The sequence below is a fragment of the Mesorhizobium sp. M0854 genome, from assembly GCF_040319815.1.
Lineage (GTDB): Bacteria > Pseudomonadota > Alphaproteobacteria > Rhizobiales > Rhizobiaceae > Mesorhizobium.
Genome location: NZ_JAMYOL010000009.1, coordinates 95,798 through 116,621, shown reverse-complemented (window position 1 = coordinate 116,621; position 20,824 = coordinate 95,798). Strand labels below are relative to the sequence as shown.

The 20,824-nt window shown below is 63.1% G+C and carries 24 protein-coding genes and 2 tRNA genes; 12 read left to right on the top strand and 14 right to left on the bottom strand.

All coding sequences use genetic code 11. From position 1 onward, the window contains the following. Positions 1 to 290: 290 nt before the first annotated feature. Entirely contained in the window at positions 291 to 1,313 is a 1,023-nt protein-coding gene (locus NKH99_RS16495) for an acyltransferase family protein (RefSeq protein ID WP_352470357.1), read from the top strand. Positions 1,314 to 1,332: 19 nt separating this feature from the next. On the opposite strand, the gene NKH99_RS16490 is transcribed toward NKH99_RS16495, so the two are convergent. Next, on the bottom strand, positions 1,333 to 1,830 hold the full coding sequence (locus NKH99_RS16490) for a GNAT family N-acetyltransferase (RefSeq protein WP_352470358.1): 498 nt from the start codon (positions 1,828 to 1,830) through the stop codon (positions 1,333 to 1,335). A gap of 19 nt (positions 1,831 to 1,849) precedes the next feature. Continuing rightward, on the bottom strand, positions 1,850 to 2,614 hold the full coding sequence (locus tag NKH99_RS16485) for a copper homeostasis protein CutC (RefSeq protein WP_352470360.1): 765 nt from the start codon (positions 2,612 to 2,614) through the stop codon (positions 1,850 to 1,852). Between the two features lie 241 nt (positions 2,615 to 2,855). Here NKH99_RS16485 and NKH99_RS16480 point away from each other — a divergent pair, with 241 nt between their 5' ends. After that, complete coding sequence (locus NKH99_RS16480; RefSeq protein ID WP_352500891.1) at positions 2,856 to 3,311, top strand: carboxymuconolactone decarboxylase family protein; 456 nt, start codon at positions 2,856 to 2,858, stop codon at positions 3,309 to 3,311. Between the two features lie 27 nt (positions 3,312 to 3,338). Here NKH99_RS16480 and NKH99_RS16475 read toward each other — a convergent pair whose 3' ends face one another. Further along, positions 3,339 to 4,247: a LysR family transcriptional regulator gene (locus tag NKH99_RS16475; protein ID WP_352500890.1), complete on the bottom strand. Its 909-nt coding sequence runs from the start codon at positions 4,245 to 4,247 to the stop codon at positions 3,339 to 3,341. 122 nt (positions 4,248 to 4,369) lie between these two features. On the opposite strand from NKH99_RS16475, the gene NKH99_RS16470 reads away from it, so the two are divergent. The 4 genes from NKH99_RS16470 to NKH99_RS16455 all read left to right on the top strand — a co-directional run bounded on the left by NKH99_RS16470 (position 4,370) and on the right by NKH99_RS16455 (position 7,044). Next, positions 4,370 to 4,873 carry a nuclear transport factor 2 family protein gene (locus tag NKH99_RS16470; RefSeq protein WP_353014726.1) on the top strand — a complete coding sequence of 168 codons (504 nt, stop codon included), beginning with the start codon at positions 4,370 to 4,372 and terminating at the stop codon, positions 4,871 to 4,873. Positions 4,874 to 4,932: 59 nt separating this feature from the next. After that, a complete protein-coding gene (locus NKH99_RS16465) occupies positions 4,933 to 5,916 on the top strand; it encodes an alpha/beta hydrolase (protein ID WP_352978372.1) in 984 nt (327 codons plus the stop codon). Then, entirely contained in the window at positions 5,913 to 6,467 is a 555-nt protein-coding gene (locus tag NKH99_RS16460; protein ID WP_353014724.1) for a nuclear transport factor 2 family protein, read from the top strand. The genes NKH99_RS16465 and NKH99_RS16460 overlap by 4 nt, the downstream gene beginning before the upstream one ends. Positions 6,468 to 6,597: 130 nt before the next feature. Continuing rightward, a complete protein-coding gene (locus NKH99_RS16455) occupies positions 6,598 to 7,044 on the top strand; it encodes a nuclear transport factor 2 family protein (protein ID WP_353014722.1) in 447 nt (148 codons plus the stop codon). 55 nt (positions 7,045 to 7,099) lie between these two features. Here the strand turns inward: NKH99_RS16455 and NKH99_RS16450 are convergent, their stop codons facing one another. Next, positions 7,100 to 7,528, bottom strand: coding sequence for a cupin domain-containing protein (locus NKH99_RS16450; protein ID WP_353014721.1), 429 nt, complete (start codon positions 7,526 to 7,528; stop codon positions 7,100 to 7,102). 70 nt (positions 7,529 to 7,598) lie between these two features. Continuing rightward, positions 7,599 to 8,429, bottom strand: coding sequence for an AraC family transcriptional regulator (locus tag NKH99_RS16445; protein ID WP_353014719.1), 831 nt, complete (start codon positions 8,427 to 8,429; stop codon positions 7,599 to 7,601). Positions 8,430 to 8,513: 84 nt separating this feature from the next. Between NKH99_RS16445 and NKH99_RS16440 the strand changes: the two genes are divergently transcribed. Then, positions 8,514 to 9,713 carry an amidohydrolase gene (locus NKH99_RS16440; protein ID WP_353014718.1) on the top strand — a complete coding sequence of 400 codons (1,200 nt, stop codon included), beginning with the start codon at positions 8,514 to 8,516 and terminating at the stop codon, positions 9,711 to 9,713. Here the strand turns inward: NKH99_RS16440 and NKH99_RS16435 are convergent. The 7 genes from NKH99_RS16435 to NKH99_RS16405 all read right to left on the bottom strand — a co-directional run bounded on the left by NKH99_RS16435 (position 9,691) and on the right by NKH99_RS16405 (position 15,850). Further along, positions 9,691 to 11,913 carry a xanthine dehydrogenase family protein molybdopterin-binding subunit gene (locus NKH99_RS16435; protein ID WP_353014716.1) on the bottom strand — a complete coding sequence of 741 codons (2,223 nt, stop codon included), beginning with the start codon at positions 11,911 to 11,913 and terminating at the stop codon, positions 9,691 to 9,693. The genes NKH99_RS16440 and NKH99_RS16435 overlap by 23 nt on opposite strands. After that, positions 11,910 to 12,899, bottom strand: coding sequence for an FAD binding domain-containing protein (locus NKH99_RS16430; RefSeq protein WP_352614027.1), 990 nt, complete (start codon positions 12,897 to 12,899; stop codon positions 11,910 to 11,912). The genes NKH99_RS16435 and NKH99_RS16430 overlap by 4 nt, the downstream gene beginning before the upstream one ends. Then, positions 12,896 to 13,381, bottom strand: coding sequence for a (2Fe-2S)-binding protein (locus tag NKH99_RS16425; protein WP_352614066.1), 486 nt, complete (start codon positions 13,379 to 13,381; stop codon positions 12,896 to 12,898). The genes NKH99_RS16430 and NKH99_RS16425 overlap by 4 nt, the downstream gene beginning before the upstream one ends. A 665-nt stretch (positions 13,382 to 14,046) precedes the next feature. Continuing rightward, positions 14,047 to 14,193: a hypothetical protein gene (locus tag NKH99_RS16420; protein WP_352766966.1), complete on the bottom strand. Its 147-nt coding sequence runs from the start codon at positions 14,191 to 14,193 to the stop codon at positions 14,047 to 14,049. A gap of 62 nt (positions 14,194 to 14,255) precedes the next feature. Continuing rightward, positions 14,256 to 14,459 (bottom strand): cyclophilin-like fold protein, encoded by a 204-nt coding sequence (locus tag NKH99_RS16415; RefSeq protein ID WP_352470375.1) that lies wholly within the window; start codon positions 14,457 to 14,459, stop codon positions 14,256 to 14,258. Between the two features lie 66 nt (positions 14,460 to 14,525). Further along, complete coding sequence (locus tag NKH99_RS16410) at positions 14,526 to 15,572, bottom strand: alpha/beta hydrolase (protein ID WP_352830969.1); 1,047 nt, start codon at positions 15,570 to 15,572, stop codon at positions 14,526 to 14,528. A gap of 50 nt (positions 15,573 to 15,622) precedes the next feature. Next, positions 15,623 to 15,850, bottom strand: coding sequence for a hypothetical protein (locus NKH99_RS16405; RefSeq protein WP_352470377.1), 228 nt, complete (start codon positions 15,848 to 15,850; stop codon positions 15,623 to 15,625). Positions 15,851 to 16,036: 186 nt separating this feature from the next. Here NKH99_RS16405 and NKH99_RS16400 point away from each other — a divergent pair, with 186 nt between their 5' ends. After that, on the top strand, positions 16,037 to 16,942 hold the full coding sequence (locus NKH99_RS16400) for a LysR family transcriptional regulator (RefSeq protein ID WP_353014715.1): 906 nt from the start codon (positions 16,037 to 16,039) through the stop codon (positions 16,940 to 16,942). Between the two features lie 245 nt (positions 16,943 to 17,187). Here the strand turns inward: NKH99_RS16400 and NKH99_RS16395 are convergent. Next, positions 17,188 to 17,262 (bottom strand) — tRNA-Asn (locus NKH99_RS16395). Between the two features lie 219 nt (positions 17,263 to 17,481). Between NKH99_RS16395 and NKH99_RS16390 the strand changes: the two genes are divergently transcribed. Further along, a complete protein-coding gene (locus NKH99_RS16390) occupies positions 17,482 to 17,742 on the top strand; it encodes a hypothetical protein (RefSeq protein WP_023676401.1) in 261 nt (86 codons plus the stop codon). A 64-nt stretch (positions 17,743 to 17,806) separates the two neighbouring features. Here NKH99_RS16390 and NKH99_RS16385 read toward each other — a convergent pair whose 3' ends face one another. After that, positions 17,807 to 18,007 (bottom strand): hypothetical protein, encoded by a 201-nt coding sequence (locus NKH99_RS16385; protein WP_352451402.1) that lies wholly within the window; start codon positions 18,005 to 18,007, stop codon positions 17,807 to 17,809. 217 nt (positions 18,008 to 18,224) lie between these two features. Between NKH99_RS16385 and NKH99_RS16380 the strand changes: the two genes are divergently transcribed. The 3 genes from NKH99_RS16380 to NKH99_RS16370 all read left to right on the top strand — a co-directional run bounded on the left by NKH99_RS16380 (position 18,225) and on the right by NKH99_RS16370 (position 20,635). Next, positions 18,225 to 18,298, top strand: a tRNA-Cys gene (locus tag NKH99_RS16380). 89 nt (positions 18,299 to 18,387) lie between these two features. Next, complete coding sequence (locus NKH99_RS16375) at positions 18,388 to 19,056, top strand: protein-L-isoaspartate O-methyltransferase family protein (protein ID WP_352568867.1); 669 nt, start codon at positions 18,388 to 18,390, stop codon at positions 19,054 to 19,056. A 187-nt stretch (positions 19,057 to 19,243) separates the two neighbouring features. Beyond that, positions 19,244 to 20,635, top strand: a complete 1,392-nt coding sequence (locus NKH99_RS16370; RefSeq protein ID WP_352737155.1) for a TolC family outer membrane protein — start codon at positions 19,244 to 19,246, stop codon at positions 20,633 to 20,635. Positions 20,636 to 20,824 lie beyond the last annotated feature (189 nt).

Below are 20,824 nucleotides of genomic sequence, written 5' to 3'. Positions count from 1 at the left end.
GAGCAGGCCTGCCGCACGGTGCCGCGGAAATCACCGGTACATTTTGCTCTGCCGGCCAAGATGGAGATGTACCATTTGCCGTTAGGCTGGCCATGGCGCGCAGCGCCTGCCGCCAACGCCTGAGACTGTCGACCGTTTCGGGGAACGGACGTGACAGCCCCCTTTCGGTCCGCCCCCGTACTTCGGGCGTGTCGTTATCTCGCACTTGCACAAAGCTCTGGTGCGCTGCAATATAGCTGGAGGAATGCGGCCTCCAGCCCGCCTTTCGCAGGTTCAATGAAGGGACCGGCATGACGGACATCTCCGCGACGCGTCTTGTCGTGTCCAGGCCTGTCGCCGATAGCTCGGCAAGAACCAGGCTTGCCTATCTCGACGGCTGGCGCGGCCTGTCGATCGCGCTGGTGCTGATCGGCCATTTCTTCCCCGTTCCCGGCATCAATCTCGGCGTCCTGGGCGTCGAATTCTTCTTCGTGCTCAGCGGCCGGCTGATGGCCGAGATCCTGTTTGTCGAATACTATCCGCTGAAGAAATTCTTCAAGCGCCGGTTCTCCCGCATCTACCCGGCACTGCTGATTTTTGTCGTCGCCGCGATGGTTGCCCTGTCCGGCACATTCATCGCCTTCAAGTGGAAGGCGGCGCTGACGGCGCTGACGTTCACCTACAACTATGCCGGAATTCTCGTCACCCGCGCCGGCGCGCTCGACCATATCTGGTCGCTCTGCGTCGAAGAGCACGCCTATATCATCCTGGCGCTGATCAGCGTCGTCGTCTCGGGGCGGTCCCGGGTCATCATGTTGCTCGGTGCATTGTCGGTGCTGGCCATGGCAAACGGCGCCATCTCCTACTGGGTGCTCGCAATAGGCTACGAGGGCACCTATTGGCGCACCGACGTGCACATCGCCTCGATCCTGCTGTCGGCGGTGATATGCCTGCTCAAGGCCGACGACAGGCTGCCGGCGCTGTTCAAGGGGCCGCATGTCGCCCTGGCGGCCTCAGTACTGGCTGTGCTCCTTTTCATGGCTGCCGTGCCAACCCCGATCCACTATCTGGTCGCGGTGCCGCTGCTGGCACTCGCCGTCAATTCGCTCGACTTCGGCAGCCGGTATCTGACCGGGTTTCTATCGTCCCTGCCGATGACGATGCTGGGGCTGTGGTCGTATTCGCTCTATCTTTGGCAGCAGCCCTTTTATCAATTCGTCGACATAAAAGGCAGTTCGCCGTGGTTGATGCTTGCGGCGGCGTTCGCTTGCGCGCTGTGCAGCTACTACATCATCGAAAAGCCGGCCCGCTCCTGGCTGAACCGCAATTGGTAGGGCGTACGGCGCCCGCCGTTCAGCCGGCGATCCGTCTTGCATAATACCGCACGGCTTTCCTGCCGCCGTGGATTACCGCGTCGCCCACTTCCGCAAAGCCGAGTGCGGCATGGAAGGCGTCCGAAGCCGGATTGGGTGGCTCGGCATTGACTTCGCAGGTGACGATCGCCTGGCCCGCGCGTGACGCCTGCTCGAACAGATCCTCGTACAGCCGGCGGGCATGGCCGCGCCCGCGCGCTGCGGCGGCGACCACGACGCGATCGACATAGACGAACCGCGGGTAACGCTGGCGAAACCACAGGAAGTTCGGGCTGTCGTAGCTGGCGTCCTGGTCGAAGGTCATGATGAAGGCTTCGAGCGTACCGATGCGGCGCGTGTAAAACGCTTCGGCGAGCAGGAAGGACAGGCGCTCGGGTTCGAGCCACGACAATTCGGCGGCATGCTCGTTGTTGAGCGCGAGGATTGCGGACTCATCACGCGGCGAAACCCGTTCGATCGGCAAACGCACTTCGATCATGTTGTTCGATCTTCCAGGATCACAGCCGGGCGGCTGCGATGGTCGCCGCCACCAGCGCCTCGTCGGTCACGGTGTTGCGGTATTCGCGGTCGAGGTCGGTGCCGCCCATGCCGACTTTCGGGTTGCGGTAACGCATGGCACTCGGCACGTCCTTGAGCGCGGCGAAGTGCATTTCGCTCAACCCGGTTTTCCTCCGCACCTTGCCGATGTTCTCGGGATCAAGCCCGCCGCAGCCGAGGATGATGATGCGGTCGCCGGCCTGCCTGACAAGATCGGCGAGCAGGTCAGCGCCCTCGAGCGCCGTGTCGCGCTGGCCGCTGGTCAGCACGCGGCCGACCTTGCAGCGGATCAGCGCTTCCAGCGCCTCTGTCGGATCGCGGGTCATGTCGAAGGCGCGGTGGCAGGTGACGTTCAAGTTTCCCGCCGCCTTAACCAATTCGCTCATGCGCTGTTCGTCGATGGTGCCGTCGGCAGTGAGGCAACCGACGACGACACCGGCGACGCCGAGCTCGGCAAGCGCGCCGACATCGGCGAGCATCGAACGATATTCGGCTTCGCCATAGAGAAAATCGCCGCCGCGCGGCCGCACGATGACGTGGAAGGGGATCGTCGCCAGCTCGAGCGCCGTGCGCACCGTGCCGAAGCTCGGTGTGATGCCGCCCTCGATCAGGCTGGCACAGAGCTCGACACGGTCGGCGCCTGCGGCTTGCGCGGCCAGCAGGCCGTCTATGCCTTCGACGCAGATCTCGATCAGCGGCAGGCGAGGGCGTTCGGTCTCGATCATAGGCGATCCGTCGATGATTTCAGCTGCCCAGCGGTAGCATCGGGCATGGTGCGATGAAAGCCGGAACTGTTGGCTCAACACGCGACAGGGCGGCCGGCGGTGCTCCAATTTTGCCGCTTGACATATCCATAACCGTTCAGCTATATGTCGATTCATAGCTAGCGAGTTATTGATTGATTAACAGCACAGCCGACCGAAAGCTAAATGTGCGGCCGGCAGAAACACGCCTAAGGAGACCACCATGCAAGCACGGTTGAAAAACCCGGTGATGCTCATTCCCGGCGCCTTGCAGGCACTGCTCGCGCTGGACAAGTCGACGGAGACGGCCGACCTGTCCTATGTGACGCGCAAGCTCGTCCATTTACGCGCCAGCCAGATCAACGGATGCAGCCTCTGCGTCGATATGCATGCGCGCGAATTGAAGAAGGCCGGCGAGAAGGACGAGCGCATCTTTGCCGTGTCCGCATGGCGGGAGACACCCTACTTCACCGACGCCGAACGCGCCGCGCTGGCACTGACCGAGGCGGCAACCCGGTTGGCCGATCGGCCGGATCCGGTGCCGGATGCAGTCTGGGACGAGGTCGCCCGGCACTATGACGAAAAGGCGCTTGCCGCCCTGGTCGTCCAGATTGCCCTGATCAACGCATTCAACCGGCTCAACGCAACCACCAGGCAGATTGTCGGCGCCTGGGGCTGAACGGGGCCGGGTTCTCGAAAAGCCACTTCAGATCCGCAGCTTGTACGAATTCGCGCGGACGAAGTCGATGAAGGCCCGCAGCTTCGGCGGTACCAGGCGGCGGCTCGGATAATAGAGGTGGAGCGGCTCGTAAGCGGGACAGAAAGGCTCCAGCACCTTGACCAGCGCGCCTGAGGCGAGAAGCGGCGCGGCGAGGCCCTCGACGGCGAAGGCGAGGCCCAGCCCTTGCGCGGCGGCGGTAATGCACAGCGGAAGTGTGTTCACGACCAGACATGCGTCCGGCGTGAATGCGACTTCGCGTCCATCCACGGTGAACTCCCAGGGCGAAATCGCGCGGGTGCGGGTGAGGGCGAATGCGATGCAGCGATGGGCGGCGAGGTCGGCCGGCCGCTTCGGTGTGCCGTTGCGCGCCAGATAATCGGGGCTACCCACCACGACCATCTGCAGTGGCCCGCCCAGACGCGCGCCGATCATGTCTTTCTCGAGAAGCTCGCCGATGCGCAGGCCGGCGTCGAAGCCATCGGCGGCGATATCGACGAAGCTGTCGTCGAAAATCAGACTAAGCCGCACTTCGGGATAAGCATCCATGAACGGCCGCATCAGCGGCTCGATCAGCAGCGGAGCGGCGATCCACGGCAGGCTGAGGCGCAGCGTGCCGGCGGGACGATCGCGGCTGTCGCGCAGAGCCGCACCAGCCGCCCAGATATCTTCGGCTGCCGGACGCACATGGTCGAGGTAGTGGGCGCCAGCCTCGGTCAAGCCAACGCTGCGGGTCGTGCGGTTGAGCAGCCGCACCCCCAGACGCTGCTCGAGCCCCTTGACCGCCTCGCTCAACGAGGCCGGAGCGACGCCGAGCTCGGCGGCGGCGCGGGTGAAGCTCCTGGCCTCGGCGACTTTCACGAAGGCGACGATGCCGCTGAACTGGTCGAGGCGCATTGTAAGGATTTTCCAAATAGCCCTGTCGAACTCTACTGGTTTTTCCGGCGAACAAAAGGCGTCATGTTGGGTCCGACGAACCGGCCTCGGGAACGGCTCGAAAAGACAAGGAAACAGGATCGATGACCAGGCTTGCTTTACTCGCCGCCGGCACTCTTCTGGCGGTGTCTGCCGCCCCGGCGCACAGCGGGCCACTGGAAGACCGCAATATCCAGCTCATCAAAGACTATTACGCAGCTTACGCGACCGGCAATCCCGAGGCCGTTCGGCCCTTCCTCGCGCCTGATATCGTGTGGCGCATTCCCGGCCATCATCCGCTCGCCGGCGACAAGCGCGGGCCGGACGAGGTGGTCGCCTTCTTCCGCGGCCTGGCCGATGGCAAGTTCAAGGCCGAGCCGATCTTCTTCCAGGCGCAAGGCGACCTCGTTGTCGACGTCCATCGCGGCTGGTCGAATGTCGGCTCAGGTCCCGAGATCGACCAGTTCTACGCGCTGATGTTCCGCATCAAGGACGGCAAGATCGCCGAGGCACAGAATTTTTTGACCGACATGTACCAGTCGGACGCTTTCTACTGGGCGCATTACCCGCTGAAGCCGCTGCCCGGCCGACTGGCTGGCGAGCGCTGAGACGGCGGTCTTTCTCGCAACGCGCAGCGCTTCTCACTCCAAGCCAAAGGAGACTTGCGATGTTTAAAACCCTGACACTTGCCGTAGCAACCACCGCCGCGCTCGCCGTCACCAATGCCGTCGCCGCACCGCGCGTCGAGCACGTCACATTCTCCTCGCATGGTGAGCAGCTTGTCGGCGAGCTCTATCTGCCGGAGGATATGGACGCGGCAAAACCTCGGCCGGCGCTGGTCGTGACCGGCGCCTGGATGACGGTGAAGGAACAGATGCCGGCCCGCTACGCCCGCGAGATGGCCGATCGTGGCTTCGTCGCCTTGACCTTCGATTTTCGTGGGTGGGGCGAAAGCGGCGGCCTACGCCGCCAGTACGAGGATCCTAGGGCCAAGATCGCCGACATCGAAGCGGCGGTCGCCTATCTCTCGCGCCGGCCCGAAGCCGATCAGGACCGCATCGGCGGGCTCGGCATTTGCGCCAGCTCCGGCTATATGGTCACCGCCGCCGCCGAAAACGCCGCGATCAAATCGGTCGCCCTCGTTGCGCCCTGGTTGCAGGATGCCGAAGTGGTCGAGCAGGCCTATGGCGGCCGGCATGGCGTCGCCAGGCTTGAGGCCGTGGGCGATGCGGCCGAGGCTGAGTATCGCCGCACCGGCAAGCAAGCGTTCTTGCCGGCCGCGAGCCTGACCGACGAGCGCGCGGTCATGTTCAAGGTGCCCTATTACACCGAGCCCGATCGCGGCATGATCCCGGCCTGGCGCAACGAGGCCGATCCGGCGTTCTGGCGCGGCTGGCTGACGTTCGACGCCATCCAGGCTGCTCCGCGCCTGCACCAGCCTTTTTTGATGGTGCACAGCGAGGCGGCTGCCATTCCGCAGGGGGCGCACAAATTCTACACGCGGCTGACCAGTTCCAAGCGGGAGCTGTGGCTCGACAACGTCACCCAGTTCGATTTCTACGATCGTGCCGCGCCGGTGAAGGCCGCAAGCGATACCGTCGCCGCGCACTTCCGCGCGACGCTGGGCAGTGCGGGGGAGGCGGGACAATGAGCCTCGTCACGCGCCGGCATGTCCTGGCCTCGGCGGTTTCCGCTGCGATGATTTCCGCCGTCTCGGCGCCCGCCTCGAGCGCTCCGGGAGATGCGCTGACGGTCAAAGACAGGATCGCAATCGCCGAGGCGATTGCCGGGATCGGCCTCTATGCCGATCTGCGTGAATGGAACCGGGTCAGATCCTATCTCGCGGCCCGTGTCACGACCGACTACACCAGCCTCTTCGGCGGCGAGGTCACGACCAGCGGCAGCGACGCGCTGATCGCGCAGTGGCAACGGCTGCTGCCGGGCTTCGACGCCACCCAGCACCTCATAACCAACATCACCGTCGAGGGCGCGGGCAATGACGCGGTCGCACGCAGCCATGTCCGCGCAACCCACTGGATCGGCGGGCGGTTCTGGACGGTCGGTGGCAGCTACCTCCACCGGCTGGTGCGGACGCCGGAAGGTTGGCGCGTCAAGGCAATCTCCATCCGCCGCTTGTACGAAGAGGGGGATCGCGCCGTGCTGGCCGCCGCTGCCGGCCGGGTAAAGGCGGAGGCCAAATGAGTGTTCGGGTTTGCGCAGGCCCAATCGCGCGGCGAGGTTGCTCGGAGCATCGGCAACGTGAATATTGATCGAAATGTCGGGGCAGGCTTGGCGCATGCGGCATTAGTGCCGCCAACCGCGGAGACAGGACATGACCCTTTCATTGCAGGAGGTTTCCGATAGGCTTGAGATCGAACAGCTGCTTGTTCGCTATTGCTATGCGGTGGACGATCGCGACTGGGAAGCCTATCGCAAAATATTCACAGCCGATGCCTTGCTTGACGACACTGTAACAGGTGGAATCAGGAGCGGTGTGGATGAGCATGTTGCTTACATGAAAGGCGCCCTTTCCAAGATATTGATCTCGCAGCACGCCATTTCGACAATCCTTCTGGATCTCCGAGGGGACGAGGCCAGCGCGCGCGTGCATTGTTCATGCCCGATGGTGGTAGACCTCGGCGAAGGCAAAAGGCAGGTCTTCTTCCAGGGGCTTTGGTATCGAGACCGCGTCGTACGCACGTCCGAGGGCTGGCGCATAAGTGAACTTGTCGAGGAAGGCTATTGGAATCACAATTTGCCGGAGGGGTTCGCGTTCTGACGTCTGTTACGCGCTGTGCTGGATCCGCCCCGGACGCCGTTCTCAGACCTGGCAGCTACTGGCGCAACACCGTGTTCCTGGTGCCTTCTTCGACCTGGTCGATGACCAGCAGCTTGACCGGGTCGGCGCCGACATTGGTCGCCTGATGCCATTGCCCGATCATCTCGATGATGAAATCACCTGTTTGATAGGTGTTGCTCTTGCCGGTCTCGACATTGGTGACCTGAAGCGTGCCGGCCTCGACATAGGCATAGCGCGGAAACGGATGCTTGTGGACCGGCAAGGTCGCGCCCGGCGCGATCTGATAGGCCGAGACCAGGACCTGGACGTTCTTCTGCGGCAGCGTGATCGGCTGGCCGGACGCGGTCTCGGTGCGAGAGGCAAGCGGGGTCACGACAACCGGCGTGCCGCTGGCATCGAGCGCCTGAGCGTTGTTTGCAAACAGTGCAGCAGCGAGCAGCGTCGATACCAAGATTTTTCGCATGATTCCCCCCGAGCTGCGCCAGCATTGCGCAGCGGGCATTGGCGCGCAAGCTTGTCCTGTCCAGCAGCGTTTATCCCGCTTTTCTGAACATGCCTGGCGTCATGCCATGCATGGCCCGGAATGTACGGGACAGATGGCTCTGGTCGGCGAAACCGGCCGCGATGGCCGCGTCGGCAAGGCCAGATCCCTGTTCGATCAGCGTGCTCGCCCGGCGCAATCGCCGGTCGCGGATATAGGCCGCCGGCGTCAGGCCAATTGCCTTGTTGAAGTCGCGGATGACCTGGAACCGGGTCACGCCAGCCGCGCCGGCAAGCCGCTTGAGATCGAGCTGCGAACCAAGTTCGCTTTCGATAAGGTCGCGACAGAGCGAAAATCTTCGCTGTGATCCGGAGCTTTCGATCTCTTCGGCCTGTCCGCTCGAATCGCCATGGCGAACGATCAGCCGTCGCAGCGCCACGAGCAGAGACGTCTCGGCCGTCATCGTGTCCGGGGATGTCGAGCCCTGGTGCGCTGCCGTCAATACTGCGGCGAGACTGCTGTCTTCGATCGTCGCGCGCGAAAACACCGGAGCGCCGTCGCGGCCGAGTTCGCGGGCAAGCGCGCTCATCAGCGGCACCGAAGGATAAAACGTCCGGTAGGCCCAGCCTTCATCCGCGCCGCGTTCGCCGTCATGCCACTCCTCGGGATTGACGACGGCAATGGTGCCTGCCGGAGCGAGAACGCTTTTGCGGCCGATGCGAATGCGCTCGCAGCCAGAGGTGATCAGGGCGATCACATAGGTCGGGTGCGTGTGCAGGTCGTAGCGGTGCCGGGTGAAGCGCGCCTCGAACAGGCCAAGGTCGGGGAAGCACGGATGGCGCCAGTATTTCCCGGTCTCTGCCGCTTCGTTTGTCCTTGCCATGGTCAATCCGGTTCAAGACGCCTCTCGCGGGGCCTTCTATGGCTGGCAAACCAAGCCGCCTTTTGTCGGCGGAAAGGAGGCATCATGTTGCATAATGACCCCGTCGCCGCGCTGACACCAGAGGTCGTAGGCTGGCGGCACCATATCCATGCCAATCCGGAGCTCGCATTCAATGAATACGAAACGGCGCGTTTCGTTGCAGAGAAGCTGCGCTCCTTCGGCGTCGACGAGGTGCATGAAGGGATCGGCGGCACCGGCGTCGTCGGTGTCCTGCGCAGCGGCGCTGGAACGTGCGCTATCGGCCTTCGCGCCGAGCTCGACGCGCTTCCTGTGCTGGAGAAAACCGGCCTGCCCTATGCTTCGAGGCAAGAGGGCGTGATGCACGCCTGTGGCCATGACGGCCACACCGCCATGCTGCTCGGCGCCGCCAAACTGCTCAGTCAATCGCGCACCTTCGACGGCACCGTCACTTTCATCTTTCAGCCGGCCGAGGAAAACGAGGGCGGCAGCATGCGCATGATCGAGGACGGCCTGTTCAAGCGCTTTCCGGTCGAAGCGGTCTATGCGGTCCACAACTGGCCGGACATCAGGCTGGGGACGATCGCCGCCCGCGTCGGGCCGCAAATGGCGGCCGTCGATAATTTCGAGCTGACCTTCGAGGGTCTTGGCGCGCATGCCGCGATGCCGCAGCTCGGCGACGACCCGATCCTGGCCGCCGGCGCCTTCGTGCAAGCCGTCCAGCGCATTGTCAGCCGCTCGGTCGACCCGCAGAGCGCGCTTGTCGTCAGCATCACGCAGATCCATGGCGGCAACGTCGGCAACATCGTGCCGGGCAAGGTCTGGCTGCAAGGCACCTGCCGCTTCTTCGAGCACGGCCTTTCCGACCATTGCGAGAGGCTGATCGGCGAGATCGCACAAGGTATTGCCGCCGCGCATTCGCTCAAGACCAGGCTCGACTACAGGAAGGGCTATCCGCCGCTGATCAATACGGCGGATGCGACGGCCCGCGCCGTCGTGGCCGCCGCCTCCGTCGTCGGCCGGGAGAATGTCTTGACCGAGTTCAGCCCCAGTCTCGGCTGCGAGGATTTCGCTTTCATGATCCGCGACGCCGGCGGCTGCTATGCGTGGATCGGCGCCGGCGAGGTCGGCCCGGGCAAAGGCCTGCACGGCGACCGCTACGTTTTCAACGACGGGATCGTGCCGACGGTGATGCGCTATTACGTCAACCTCGTCGAGCAGACGCTTCCGCGGGCCGGTCCTTCTACAGCAGTTTTTCCGGCGTGATCGGCAACTCCCGGATCCGCTTGCCTGTGGCGTCGAAGACGGCGTTGGCAACAGCAGCGGCAACGCCGGTGGCGCCGAGTTCGCCGATGCCTTTGCCGCCGATCGGGCTGGCATGCTCGTCCACCTCATCGACGAAGTGGATTATGATGTCGCCGGGAATGTCGGCGTTGACCGGAATGGCGACCCCGGAAAGGTTTTTCGACAGGAACCGCCCTAGCACCGGTTCGTGCCTGCTCTGCTCCATTGCCGCCATGCCCCAGCCCCAGATGATGCCGCCCGTCATCTGGCTGCGTGCGGTGCGGGGATTGACGATGCGGCCGGCGCTGTAGCTGCCGACGGCGCGACGGAGCCTGAGCAGGCCGAGCCCCGGATCGACGCCGACCTCCATGAAAATCGCGCCGAAAGTGCGCATAGCGAGGCCTTTGCCATGCTGCGCCGGATCGAACGAGCCGGCGCCGACGATCTCGCCGATGTCGGTATGGCTCATCACATCCGCGATCGTCTGACCGCCGGCAGCGCCCCTGCGGCGAATCTTGCCGTCCTGCATCTCCACCTCGTCCGGCAGCAGATTGGCAAGACGGGCAAGCTGCGAACGCGCATCTTCGGCGGCGGCAAGCACCGCCGCGCCCACCCCCATGGTCGATGACGAGCCATAGGTCGGTCCCGCCTCCGGCAGCTGCGTATCGCCCATTTCCAACTCGATCTTCTCCATCGGCAGGCCCAGCACGTCGGCTGCGATCTGCGGAAAGATGGTGAGTGTTCCGGTCCCTATGTCCTGCGTGCCGGTGCGGATGAGCACCGTGCCGTCCCTGTGCAGCCTGACCTCGGCTGCAGGCGTCGGGTGGCGGAAACAACCCATGGTACAGGTCGCCATGCCGTAGCCGATCAGCCAATCGCCGTCGCGTTGCGGCTTGCGCGGGCGCTCGCGCCAGCCGAACAGGCGGGCGCCTTCCTCATAGGCCTCGCGCAGCTTCTTCGATGACCAGGGCTGGCCGGTGGCCGGATCCGTGTCCGCATGGTTGATCAGACGCAGGTCGAGCGGATCGACGCCCAGGCGGTGGGCGAGCTCGTCCATCGCGCTTTCGAGGGCCCAGGTGCCTGGACCCTCGACCGGCGCGCGCAGCGCCGTCGGCATGGCGACGTTCGCGCGCTCGACGCGCTGGCTGAGACGCATCGCCGGCGTGGCGTAGAGACCCTTCGAGGCTTCGGTGGCGAACTCGACGAAATCGTCGCTCACGGTGGTCAGGTTGATCACGTCCTGCTGTACGGCGGTCAGCTTGCCCGAGCTGTCCGCAGCCAGCACGATCTTCTGTGCCATGCGCGGCTGGTAGCCGAGGCAGGAATAGGCATTGGCGCGGCTGAGCGCGAGCCTGACCGGGCGCTGCATGATGCGCGCGGCGGCGGCGGCCAGCACCTGATGCGGCCAGATCCAGCCCTTGCCGCCGAAGCCGCCGCCGGTATGGCGGGAAATCACGCGGACCTTCTCGGCCGGGACATTCATGCGGGCGGCAAGCACCTGGCGGACACCGTAGACGTGCTGCGTGGCATCGTGCAGCGTCAGCTCTCCGTCATTCCACTCAGCGAGCGTCGCCGAGGGCTCCATGGCGTTGTGATGGCGCGACGGCTGCAAATAGACGGCTTCGACCGTGGCGGCGGCGTCAGCAAGCCCGCGGTCGACCTCGCCCTTCGTAAACGTCGGCTCCAGGAACAGGAAGCCGCTCTCCCTCGGCGAGACTGCAGCCTTGTCGATGGCGGTCCACTCCGGCGGTGCCGGCAACTCCGGCTCGGCGAACTCGTAGCGCAACGCGACGCGGCGAGCGCCGGCTTCCGCCGCCTCCAGCGTCTCGCCCAGCACAATGGCAAGCGGCTGGCCCTCGTGACGTATTTCGTCGCTCTGCATGGGCATGAAGCTCTGCGCGGCCGGCGGGCCTTCGGCTTGCTGCATCTGCGTATCCGGCTCGGCCCTTGGCGATGCGAACCGGCCGAATTTTGGCATGTCCTCATGCGTGAGCACACGCACGACGCCCTTCTCGGCGAGCGCGTCGTCGACCATGATCGACGTCACGCGGCCGGCCGGAACGGGCGCGGTCACGAGTACCGCATAGAGCAGGTCGGGGGCGAAATAGTCGGCCGCATAGCGGGCGCGGCCGGTCACCTTGACGCCGCCGTCAGGGCGGGCAACAGGCTGGCTGATCATCATGACGGCATCCTCGCTGCTCTTTCGATCGCCCGCAAAGTGGCGGTCTTGGCCAGTTCGATCTTGTAGGCGTTCTGCGACAAGGGACGCGCTTCGGCGAAGGATTGCTCGATAGTGGTGCTCAACGCCTCGCGATCGCCGATTTCGGCACCGGCGAGCTGCTCCTCGGCGGCGCTCAGCCGCCACGGCCGCAGCGCGACGGACCCCAGCGCCAGGGCCGCCCGACGGATGGTTTGGCCGTCCATCTCCAGCACAGCGGCGGCAGAGACGATGGCGTATTCGTAGGATTCGCGCTCGCGCACCTTGAGGTAAGCCGATCGCGGCGCCGGCGCCGGCAGCTCGATTGCCGTGATCAGTTCGCCTTGCTGCAACACATTGTCCGCCTCGGGCCGCGTATCGGGAAGCAGGTGGAATTCGGCTGCCGGAATGCGCCGGCCGCCGCTGCGGTGCGCGGTGACGATGACCGCATCAAGTGCTGCCAGCGCCACGGCCGGGTCGGATGGCTGGGTGGCGACGCAATCCTCGGTCCAGCCGAATATCGCGTGATTGTCGTTGATGCCATGCAATGCCGAGCAGCCGGAGCCGAGCTGACGCTTGTTGCATGGCAGCTGCTCTTCGGCGCGGAAATAGGCACAGCGCGTCTTCTGCAGCAGATTGCCGCCAATCGTTGCGAGATTTCTCAGTTGCGGCGACGCCGCGTTGAGGATCGCCTGGCTCAACACCGGATAGTCGCGCATCACCAGCGCATGCTGCGCGACATCGTTGAGATGCGTCAGCGCGCCGATCGTCAAGCCGCCGCCGGGCAGTGCCTCGATCTGATCCAGCCCGTCGAGGCGGGAGATGTCGATGATCCGCACCGGCTCGGCAATGCCAAGGCGCAGCCAGTTGAGCAATTCGGTGCCGCCGGCGAGAAAGGCGCTGTCCGGCGCTGCACCGGCCGCGATCGTTTCGCCCAGGCTATCGGCGCGCGCGTAGACGAATGGGGTCATTGGCTCACCCTCCCGGCCGCCGCGCGCACCGCCTCGGCGATTTGCGGATAGGCGGAGCAGCGGCACAGATTGCCGCTCATCCATTCGCGGATCTCGGTATCGGAGCCGGTGTGTCCCTCCTCGATCAGCGCCGCCGCCGACATCACCTGGCCGGGCGTGCAGAATCCGCACTGGAAACCATCATGATCGATGAACGCCTGCTGCACGGGATGAAGCGCGTCGCCGTCTGCCAGCCCTTCGATCGTCGTGACCTCGCGTCCCTCGCAGGACACGGCAAGTATCATGCAGGCATTCACACGCCGTTCGTCGAGATGCACGGTGCAGGCGCCGCACTCGCCGAAATTGCATCCCTTTTTCGTTCCGGTCAGATGCAGCCGCTCGCGCAGCAGGTCGAGTAGCGTGACGCGGGGATCGAGATCGGAAAGGCTGTGATCCTCTCCGTTCACCCGCAACCTCAATAGGTGCCGATCGTGGAAGTTCATGTGGGGGTACCTCGAAGCACATGCCGTACTCGCCGCAAGGGACTCGTCCAGCAAGCAGCCACCCACCTGTCGAGGCGAAATAGGGCGGTCAATTCCGGTGAAAAGGCGCTGCCGGTCAGGGAAGACTAAAAAACGCGCATTTGAGATTTGCGGCGGAAACGCCCTGAATGCCGCCGCAAAAAGTGTCCACCGTAATTCCCGTCATTCAGGTTGGCTTGGGCGGCCTACATTGGGAACATTGCCGCGCCGCTGTCCAATCTAGGGCAGGCGGCTTTCCAGGGCGGGGCGGCCTTGCGACTGGCAATGTCGTCCGGCAAATGAAAGATGAAGCTGAGAACTACGAGTTCGCGATCGGACGACGCCAGGATTCGCCGCAAGCGCACAGGAAACGAAACGTGACCGTGATCGCACTGAGGCGCTACTCGTTGCCGGCGGGCCGAGGAGGATTGCTCGTGAAGGTCGGCTAGGGACGGTATCGCGCGGCAGTGTTGAACGCGGCCTGGGGATCAGTACGATCACGAGGGAAATCAGGGAGCGGATCGCCGCGGTGGCAAGGAGGTGCTCCATGCCGGTCGTGGCGTCTGTGACCGCAGGGGCAGGCGCTGTCGAAATCCGCACCCGGCTCATGCCGCTGTTTCCCGTGATGCCACCGCGCTGCACACGCCTCAGCCAGCACGTTCAATTCTCACCGTGACGGAACCGGGACGATCAAAGATCGAAACATCGCCGGCGACCTTCCCGAGCACAACGATGCCGGACGACGGGACGCGACCATTCCGATAGTAGATCACGAAATGATCGGAACTCCACAGCCCGAGCGTGCCGACCGAGAAGTCGCGCTGCCGTGTCTGTTCCGGAAATGGAGCCGGTAGATTTACCGGTCTTCTTCCTGGCGAAGGTGGTCGCTCATCTCAATGGTAAGCGGCAACATCTGAGCAAGAGACTTTGCGGCTTCGTTATCGGCAAGATCGGCCGTGACCTCGCCCCAGTCTGATGAAATGCGAATACGTTCTTGAGCCATCCTGGGTCCAACCATTCCAAATGCAATAACGCCAGCGCTCAGCAGTGATTTCAGCACGGGTCATTCCTCCGTTTTCTAGGCAGATGGAGCCCGCCCCAGCAAACACAGGCTCCATCTCGTCAGTCACGCGGAGAGGTGCTGATTGAAGAAGCTGGTAAGCCTGTCGAACGGAATCAGGTCCACACGGTCGTAGAGATCGACGTGACCGGCGCCCTGGACCCAAACCAGTTCCTTGGGCTCGGCTGCCAGTCTGTAGGCTTCCTCGCTGAATTCCCTCGAATGCGCCTGATCGCCGCTGATGAACAGCATTGGGCGCGGCGAGATCGTCTCGATGTCATTGAACGGGTAGAAGTTCATGAATTTGACGTTGCTGGTCAGCGTCGGCTTAGTCGTTATCTGGTCGGAGACACCCGCCGGGGTAAACTCTCCGCGGGGTGTCCGATAGAAATCGTAGAACTCGCGCTGGATGGGATGCGTCGACGCGGTCAGTTCGAGATCAGTGCCGCCCGTATACTGGATTTGGCCGCCTTCGAATTCGGAGTAGCGCTGTTCGGCGGCCGCCGCGATGATCTGCTTCCGTTGCTCGACGCTTAGCGAGTGATTGAGTGCGTTTCGGTTCGCCGCGCCCATGTCATACATGCTGACCGTGGCGATGGCGCGCATGCGCGGGTCGATCTTGGCGGCGCTGATGACGAAGCTGCCGCTGCCGCAGACACCAATCGCGCCAATGCGGTTGCGGTCCACGAACGCGTGTGTCCCGAGGAAGTCCACCGCCGCGCTGAACGCCTCGGCATAGACATCCGGCGAAACGATCTGTCGGGCTTCGCCCCCGCTCTCGCCCCAGAATGGCAGGTCGATCGCCATGGCGATGAAGCCCTGCTCGGCCATCTTGGTGGCATAGAGGGTCGCGCTTTGCTCTTTCACCGCGCCCATTGGATGGCCGACGACGATGGCCGGATGACGTGCATTGCGGTCGAGGTTCTTGGGAACGAGCAGATTTCCCGCAACATTCATCTGGTATTGGCTCTTGAAGGTCACTTTCTCCAGCGTCACCTGACCGCTCGTATAGAAATTGTTTGCACCGTTTGACATATCTTGAGCCTTTGCGAAGGGAAAGTTGAAGAGTGACGCCCCACTGAAGGCGGCGATGCCGGAGCCGGTCAGCTTCAAAAGCTCCCGCCGGTGGATTTCACGCGCTGGTATTTTCGTATCAGGGGTATTCAAAGGCATTTCCGATCTCCTGTAAGTTTGGGTTGGAATTGAACCACTCGCCACTTTGGCCAGTCCTCTTCGAGTTTGAGCAGACGCCGACCGTTGCCGATCAGCGCGATTGCGAAGCCGGCCAGAACCAAGCTGCCGATGAAGATCGCGGAGATCGTCAGACCATACAGCAGCACCCCTCCGACTACCGCGCCCAGAAGGATCGAAGCCTGGATCGCCGCGACCATCAGGCCTGCCGGCGGCCTCGGCCGCATTTTGCGACATCCATGTCATCCAAATCACCGACATCGCGGTAATGCATTGTTGCAGTGCAAACCTAATGGTTTTGTCATAAAGCGATTAGCCCTATAAATCGGTATGAACCTATCGACTATATCGAATAATCCGCTGCAAGCGACGGAGAGAGAAACTTCATGGCCAGAACCGATCTCAACCAATTGACGTGGTTTCAGGCTGTCGCAGAAGAGCGCAGCTTCACCAAGGCGGCGGCAAAGCTCGGCGTCGCGCAATCGACGCTCAGTCACACGATCAAGCAGCTCGAAACACGCATGGGCATACGCCTTCTGACCCGCACGACGCGTAATGTCGCGACGACCGTTGCGGGCGAAAGGCTGCTACAGACGATCACCCCGCGCATTGGTGAAATCGAAGACGAGATCACAGCGCTGATGGCGCTCCGCGAAAAGCCGTCAGGCTCGATCAGGTTGACCCTGTCCGACCACGCGCTCGAAAGCGTGGTCTGGCCGAAGCTTAAGCCGGTCCTCAGCGGCTATCCCGACATCGGCGTCGAACTGATCCTGGACAGCACCTTCCGCAACATTGTCGAGGAAGGCTTTGATGCCGGTGTCCGGCTTGGAGAGAGCGTCGAGAAAGACATGATCGCGGTCCGCATCGGCCCGGACTGGCGCTTAGTCGCCGTGGCTTCGCCGCGATACTTCGCGGCGCACGGCGTGCCTGTGCATCCGCAGGATCTGGTCCGGCACGTCTGCATCAACATGCGTCACGAAACCGCCGGTGGTCTGTACGCATGGGAGTTCGAGAAGGATGGACAGGCGCTGCGTGTCCGTGTGGACGGTCAACTTACCTTCAACAACTCCTACGCCATGATCGACGCTGCAGTGAGTGGCTATGGCATCGCCTATGTTCCCGAGAACATCGTGGAGCGGCACGTCGTCTCAGGATTGCTGGTGAAGGTCCTCGACGACTGGTCACCCTTCTTCGATGGCTATTTTCTCTATTATCCGAGCCGCCGCCAAAACCTTCCTGCGTTCAAGATCATTGTCGACGCGTTGCGGCATCGGGATCCGTCGGGATCGTGATGTTCCCTTCGTCATATTGTACTCAGGGGCGTGGTCGATAGCGGCTCATTCCTGAATCTCGATAGGCGCAGCAGGAAAGGCATAGGTCGAGGTCCGGTATCCAACTCGAAGCGTTAGTTATAACCAGAACATCGCGTCGATGCTTGCGCGAAGGTTGGCCACAATCGCGCCGGCTGGAGCGAAGCGCATGATCCTACAGGGAAATTGAATAGGTCCGCGGCCGCATCGCACCGAAGCGTAGATGTTGGCTCCCCGGGCCGGATTCGAACCAGCGACCAACCGGTTAACAGCCGGTTGCTCTACCACTGAGCTACCGGGGAACAGAGGCTCTTGCGTGAGTGGGGCAGCCTATAGCAAACCCGTTTCGGCTTTGCAAAGAAGCATTTCGCATTTTTTCGATGCTTTTTGGCGCGAGGCTTGCTGGCAATGGCCGGCGAGCGCCCTCATATGAGCTGTCTCTCGCCTGTCACGGAACAGAAAAGGCCGTTGCGGCTTTCTCCGGCTGACGTGCTACTGATGCAAACGGATCGACATTTCACATGACGGCAATGAGCGACGAACAGCCACCGGCCCGGAAAATCTCGGTCTTCGGCCGCCAGTTCACCATGCCGCGCTCGCGCGGCCTCAGGATTGCGATCGGCGTCGTGCTGATCATCGGCGGCATTCTCGGCTTCCTGCCGATCCTGGGTTTCTGGATGGTACCGATCGGACTGCTGGTGCTCTCCTACGAATTTGCCCTGGTGCGTCGTCATCGGCGCCGCTTCGTCGTCTGGTGGGAGCGACGGCGCCGGCCTGACTGAGATTGCCCCGCTGACGGCCGCCAGCCTGCCATATGTCGGCGAGCGGCGTCGTCCGCCCATACGTTTACCGAGGTTGGTCGAAGCAGCTCTCCAGACGTTCGCAAAGCTCCTTGAGAACGGCGGTAGCCGATGCCAGCCGCGCCCGGTCGCGCGGCGGCAGGGTGTTTGCGCCTTCTATGCTGAGGCGGTCGATGGCATAGCGCACAAGCTCTGCAGACTGCGACAATCCGCGCGACGTGCCGTCCTTCGTAGCTGCTCGACGCATGGCGGAGCCTCCTCTTTGCCCAACGTGGCCGCCGGTTTCGGGTTCCCGTCGCCCAGAATCATGCTTAACGATAAGCTAATATGTTATTGCTAACATGGGCATTGCGTTGATAAGGCAGGGCATGGAATGTCGAGGAACCGTTGGGAATGCATGGTGGCCGCTTGACGGCATTTTCGCCGCAACCTATTGGAGCCGGGTGGAACGCCGGGAGCAATGAGGCCTCGTGGCGGAGTGGTTACGCAGAGGACTGCAAATCCTTGCACCCCGGTTCGATTCCGGGCGAGGCCTCCAATGCCCGAGCTCCCGCGCGTCAGCGCCAGGGGGCTTCAGTTCCGGTCGAAACAGCCGCGGCCTTTGCGCGGCAAGCGGATGGTTGGAACATGAGCGCTGATTTTGCCGAACGCCGGGTGAAGATGGTCGACGGCCAGATCCGCACCACCGACGTGACCAGCGCACCGCTGCTCGAGGCGATGCTTGTCGTGCCGCGCGAGGCCTTTGTCGGCGCCGGCCAGCGTGACCTTGCCTATATCGACGAGGACATCCGCATCGCCGATACGGCCGACGGTCCGCGCTATCTGATGGAACCGTCGCCGTTGGCCAAGCTGATGCAGCTGGCCGATATCGGCCCAAGCGATTCGGCACTCGATGTCGGCTGCGGCACCGGCTATGCGGCGGCGATCCTGTCGCGGCTGGCAAGGTCCGTGGTGGCGCTGGAAAGCGATCCGGCGCTGGCCGAGACCGCCACTTCGACGCTTGCGGCACTGGGTTGCGGCAATGTCACCGTGGTCCACGGGCCGCTGCCGCAAGGCCACGCAGATAAGGCGCCTTACGACGTCATCCTGATCGGCGGCAGCGTCGGGGAGGTGCCGGCGGCGCTGTTCGACCAGCTTGCCGAAGGCGGCCGACTCGTCGCCGTGGAGGGGCAGGGCAATTCGGGCGTAGCCCGGCTTTTTTTTAAGACTGGAGGGGTTGTAACGGGAAGACGCGCATTTAATGCGGCAATTAAGCCACTACCGGGATTCGAACGCATTCCCGCCTTCGAATTCTGAGTGATTTTGCCTTGCAGCGAAGGCGCTGTCATGATCGCTTGCGTTTGAACAATCGTTGCTGATCTGCATAACCGGGTGTTTCTTGGGGGCTTTCAGCGGGGGAACGATAAAAAACGCGGCGCCGGCTGATCAGAAGGAGAAGCCAGCGTGGCGCAGTTCCCGTGCAAAACGAATGAGGGAATATAACGTGCCGTCTGTACGCAAGTTGCTTTTTACCGCTGTCCTCGTTTCGGCGACCGCGCTTTCTCCAATGGCCGCCTCGGCCGAAACCATTCTCGGGGCACTTTCAAAGGCCTATCAGAACAATTCCTCTCTCAATTCTTCACGCGCCGGCGTTCGCGTCACCGACGAGGGCGTTGCCATCGCCAAGTCCGGCTGGCGCCCGACCATCACCGGTTCCGGAAGTATTGATTATACCGCCAGCCACAGCAACCTGTTGCACCGAAACATCTCGTTGACCACCGGCAACTTTGGCGTCGAGATCGACCAGACGCTGTTTGACGGTTTTCAGACCAGGAACAATGTGGCGGCCGCCGAATCGCGGGTCCGCGCTTCGTTCGAAAGCCTGCGCAACGCCGAAGAAAACACTCTTTTCAACGCGGCAAGCGCCTATATGGACGTCATCCGCGACCGTCAGGTCGCCGTGCTGACCGAACAGAACCTGCAATTCCTGACCGAGCAGGCGCGTGCGGCGCGTTCGCGCTTCGAGGTCGGCGAAGGTACCCGCACCGACGTCGCGCAAGCCGACGCCCAGCGTGCCTCCGCGGTGGCGCAGTTGAGCGCCGCCCGCGCCACGGCGCTGGCAAGTGCCGCGACCTATCGCCAGATCGTCGGCGATGAGCCGGGCAGGCTCAGGCCGGCTTCGCCGCTGTCGAAGCTGTTGCCGTCGAGCCTCGATGCGGCGATCGCGATCGCATCGGCCGAGCATCCGGCCATCCTCGCCACCGCGCATCTGGTCGACGCGGCGGCGTTTTCGGTGAAGTCTGCCGAAGGCGCGCTGCTGCCTCAACTCTCGGCGTCGGCGGGTGTTTCGAGCGCCTATCGCGGCACCGCGCCCGGCTCGCTCTCCTCGACACAGGATGGCGTGACCAATTCGGCGAACATCGGCGCGACATTGACGATACCGATCTATTCCGGCGGCCGGACCTCGGCATTGGTTCGCCAATCAAAGGAATCACTCAGCCAGGCCCGTATCGAGGTCGATGTCAGCCGCGACACCGTGCGCCAGGCGGTGACCTCGGCATGGTCGCAATACACCGCCGCGCAGCAAAGCGTCACGGCCAACCGGCAGGTGGTCGCCGCCGCGCAGCTTGCCCTGAACGGCGTCATCGAAGAGCGCAATGTCGGCCAGCGCACCACGCTCGACGTGCTCAACGCGCAGGCGACCCTCATCACCGCCAAGATCAATCTTGTCAGCGCCGAACGCGACGTGGTGGTGGCGAGCTATGCCATCCTCTCGGCGGTTGGCCATTTGTCGGCAGACCGCCTTGCGCTCAACGTGACGAAGTACAGGCCCGAAGAGCATTACAACGCCGTCAAGGACAAGTGGATCGGCCTGCGCACGCCGGACGGCCGCTGATCGCCAGGCCGTGTTTTCAGCCCGCGCTCGAACGACGCGCGGGCTTTCAACTCCCGACCCTAATCTGTTGAAATCCGAGATGTCGCCAGATTGGGGATTCTCGCAAGCCGTTCCGTCGGTTACGCTGTTGCCATGATTCGAATCCGGCATTGCCGGACAGTAAATCTGAGAACGAGTCACAAGGGCGGC

Coding starts and splice junctions, on each gene's coding strand:
- NKH99_RS16400 (WP_353014715.1), top strand. CDS start 16,037: ATGGCCAGAACCGATCTCAACCAATTGACGTGGTTTCAGGCTGTCGCA.
- NKH99_RS16450 (WP_353014721.1), bottom strand. CDS start 7,528: ATGCGAAAAATCTTGGTATCGACGCTGCTCGCTGCTGCACTGTTTGCA.
- NKH99_RS16495 (WP_352470357.1), top strand. CDS start 291: ATGACGGACATCTCCGCGACGCGTCTTGTCGTGTCCAGGCCTGTCGCC.
- NKH99_RS16480 (WP_352500891.1), top strand. CDS start 2,856: ATGCAAGCACGGTTGAAAAACCCGGTGATGCTCATTCCCGGCGCCTTG.
- NKH99_RS16430 (WP_352614027.1), bottom strand. CDS start 12,899: ATGACCCCATTCGTCTACGCGCGCGCCGATAGCCTGGGCGAAACGATC.
- NKH99_RS16435 (WP_353014716.1), bottom strand. CDS start 11,913: ATGATGATCAGCCAGCCTGTTGCCCGCCCTGACGGCGGCGTCAAGGTG.
- NKH99_RS16490 (WP_352470358.1), bottom strand. CDS start 1,830: ATGATCGAAGTGCGTTTGCCGATCGAACGGGTTTCGCCGCGTGATGAG.
- NKH99_RS16440 (WP_353014718.1), top strand. CDS start 8,514: ATGTTGCATAATGACCCCGTCGCCGCGCTGACACCAGAGGTCGTAGGC.
- NKH99_RS16385 (WP_352451402.1), bottom strand. CDS start 18,007: ATGCGTCGAGCAGCTACGAAGGACGGCACGTCGCGCGGATTGTCGCAG.
- NKH99_RS16475 (WP_352500890.1), bottom strand. CDS start 4,247: ATGCGCCTCGACCAGTTCAGCGGCATCGTCGCCTTCGTGAAAGTCGCC.
- NKH99_RS16465 (WP_352978372.1), top strand. CDS start 4,933: ATGTTTAAAACCCTGACACTTGCCGTAGCAACCACCGCCGCGCTCGCC.
- NKH99_RS16445 (WP_353014719.1), bottom strand. CDS start 8,429: ATGGCAAGGACAAACGAAGCGGCAGAGACCGGGAAATACTGGCGCCAT.
- NKH99_RS16425 (WP_352614066.1), bottom strand. CDS start 13,381: ATGAACTTCCACGATCGGCACCTATTGAGGTTGCGGGTGAACGGAGAG.
- NKH99_RS16485 (WP_352470360.1), bottom strand. CDS start 2,614: ATGATCGAGACCGAACGCCCTCGCCTGCCGCTGATCGAGATCTGCGTC.
- NKH99_RS16470 (WP_353014726.1), top strand. CDS start 4,370: ATGACCAGGCTTGCTTTACTCGCCGCCGGCACTCTTCTGGCGGTGTCT.
- NKH99_RS16390 (WP_023676401.1), top strand. CDS start 17,482: ATGACGGCAATGAGCGACGAACAGCCACCGGCCCGGAAAATCTCGGTC.
- NKH99_RS16460 (WP_353014724.1), top strand. CDS start 5,913: ATGAGCCTCGTCACGCGCCGGCATGTCCTGGCCTCGGCGGTTTCCGCT.
- NKH99_RS16455 (WP_353014722.1), top strand. CDS start 6,598: ATGACCCTTTCATTGCAGGAGGTTTCCGATAGGCTTGAGATCGAACAG.
- NKH99_RS16405 (WP_352470377.1), bottom strand. CDS start 15,850: ATGGTCGCGGCGATCCAGGCTTCGATCCTTCTGGGCGCGGTAGTCGGA.
- NKH99_RS16375 (WP_352568867.1), top strand. CDS start 18,388: ATGAGCGCTGATTTTGCCGAACGCCGGGTGAAGATGGTCGACGGCCAG.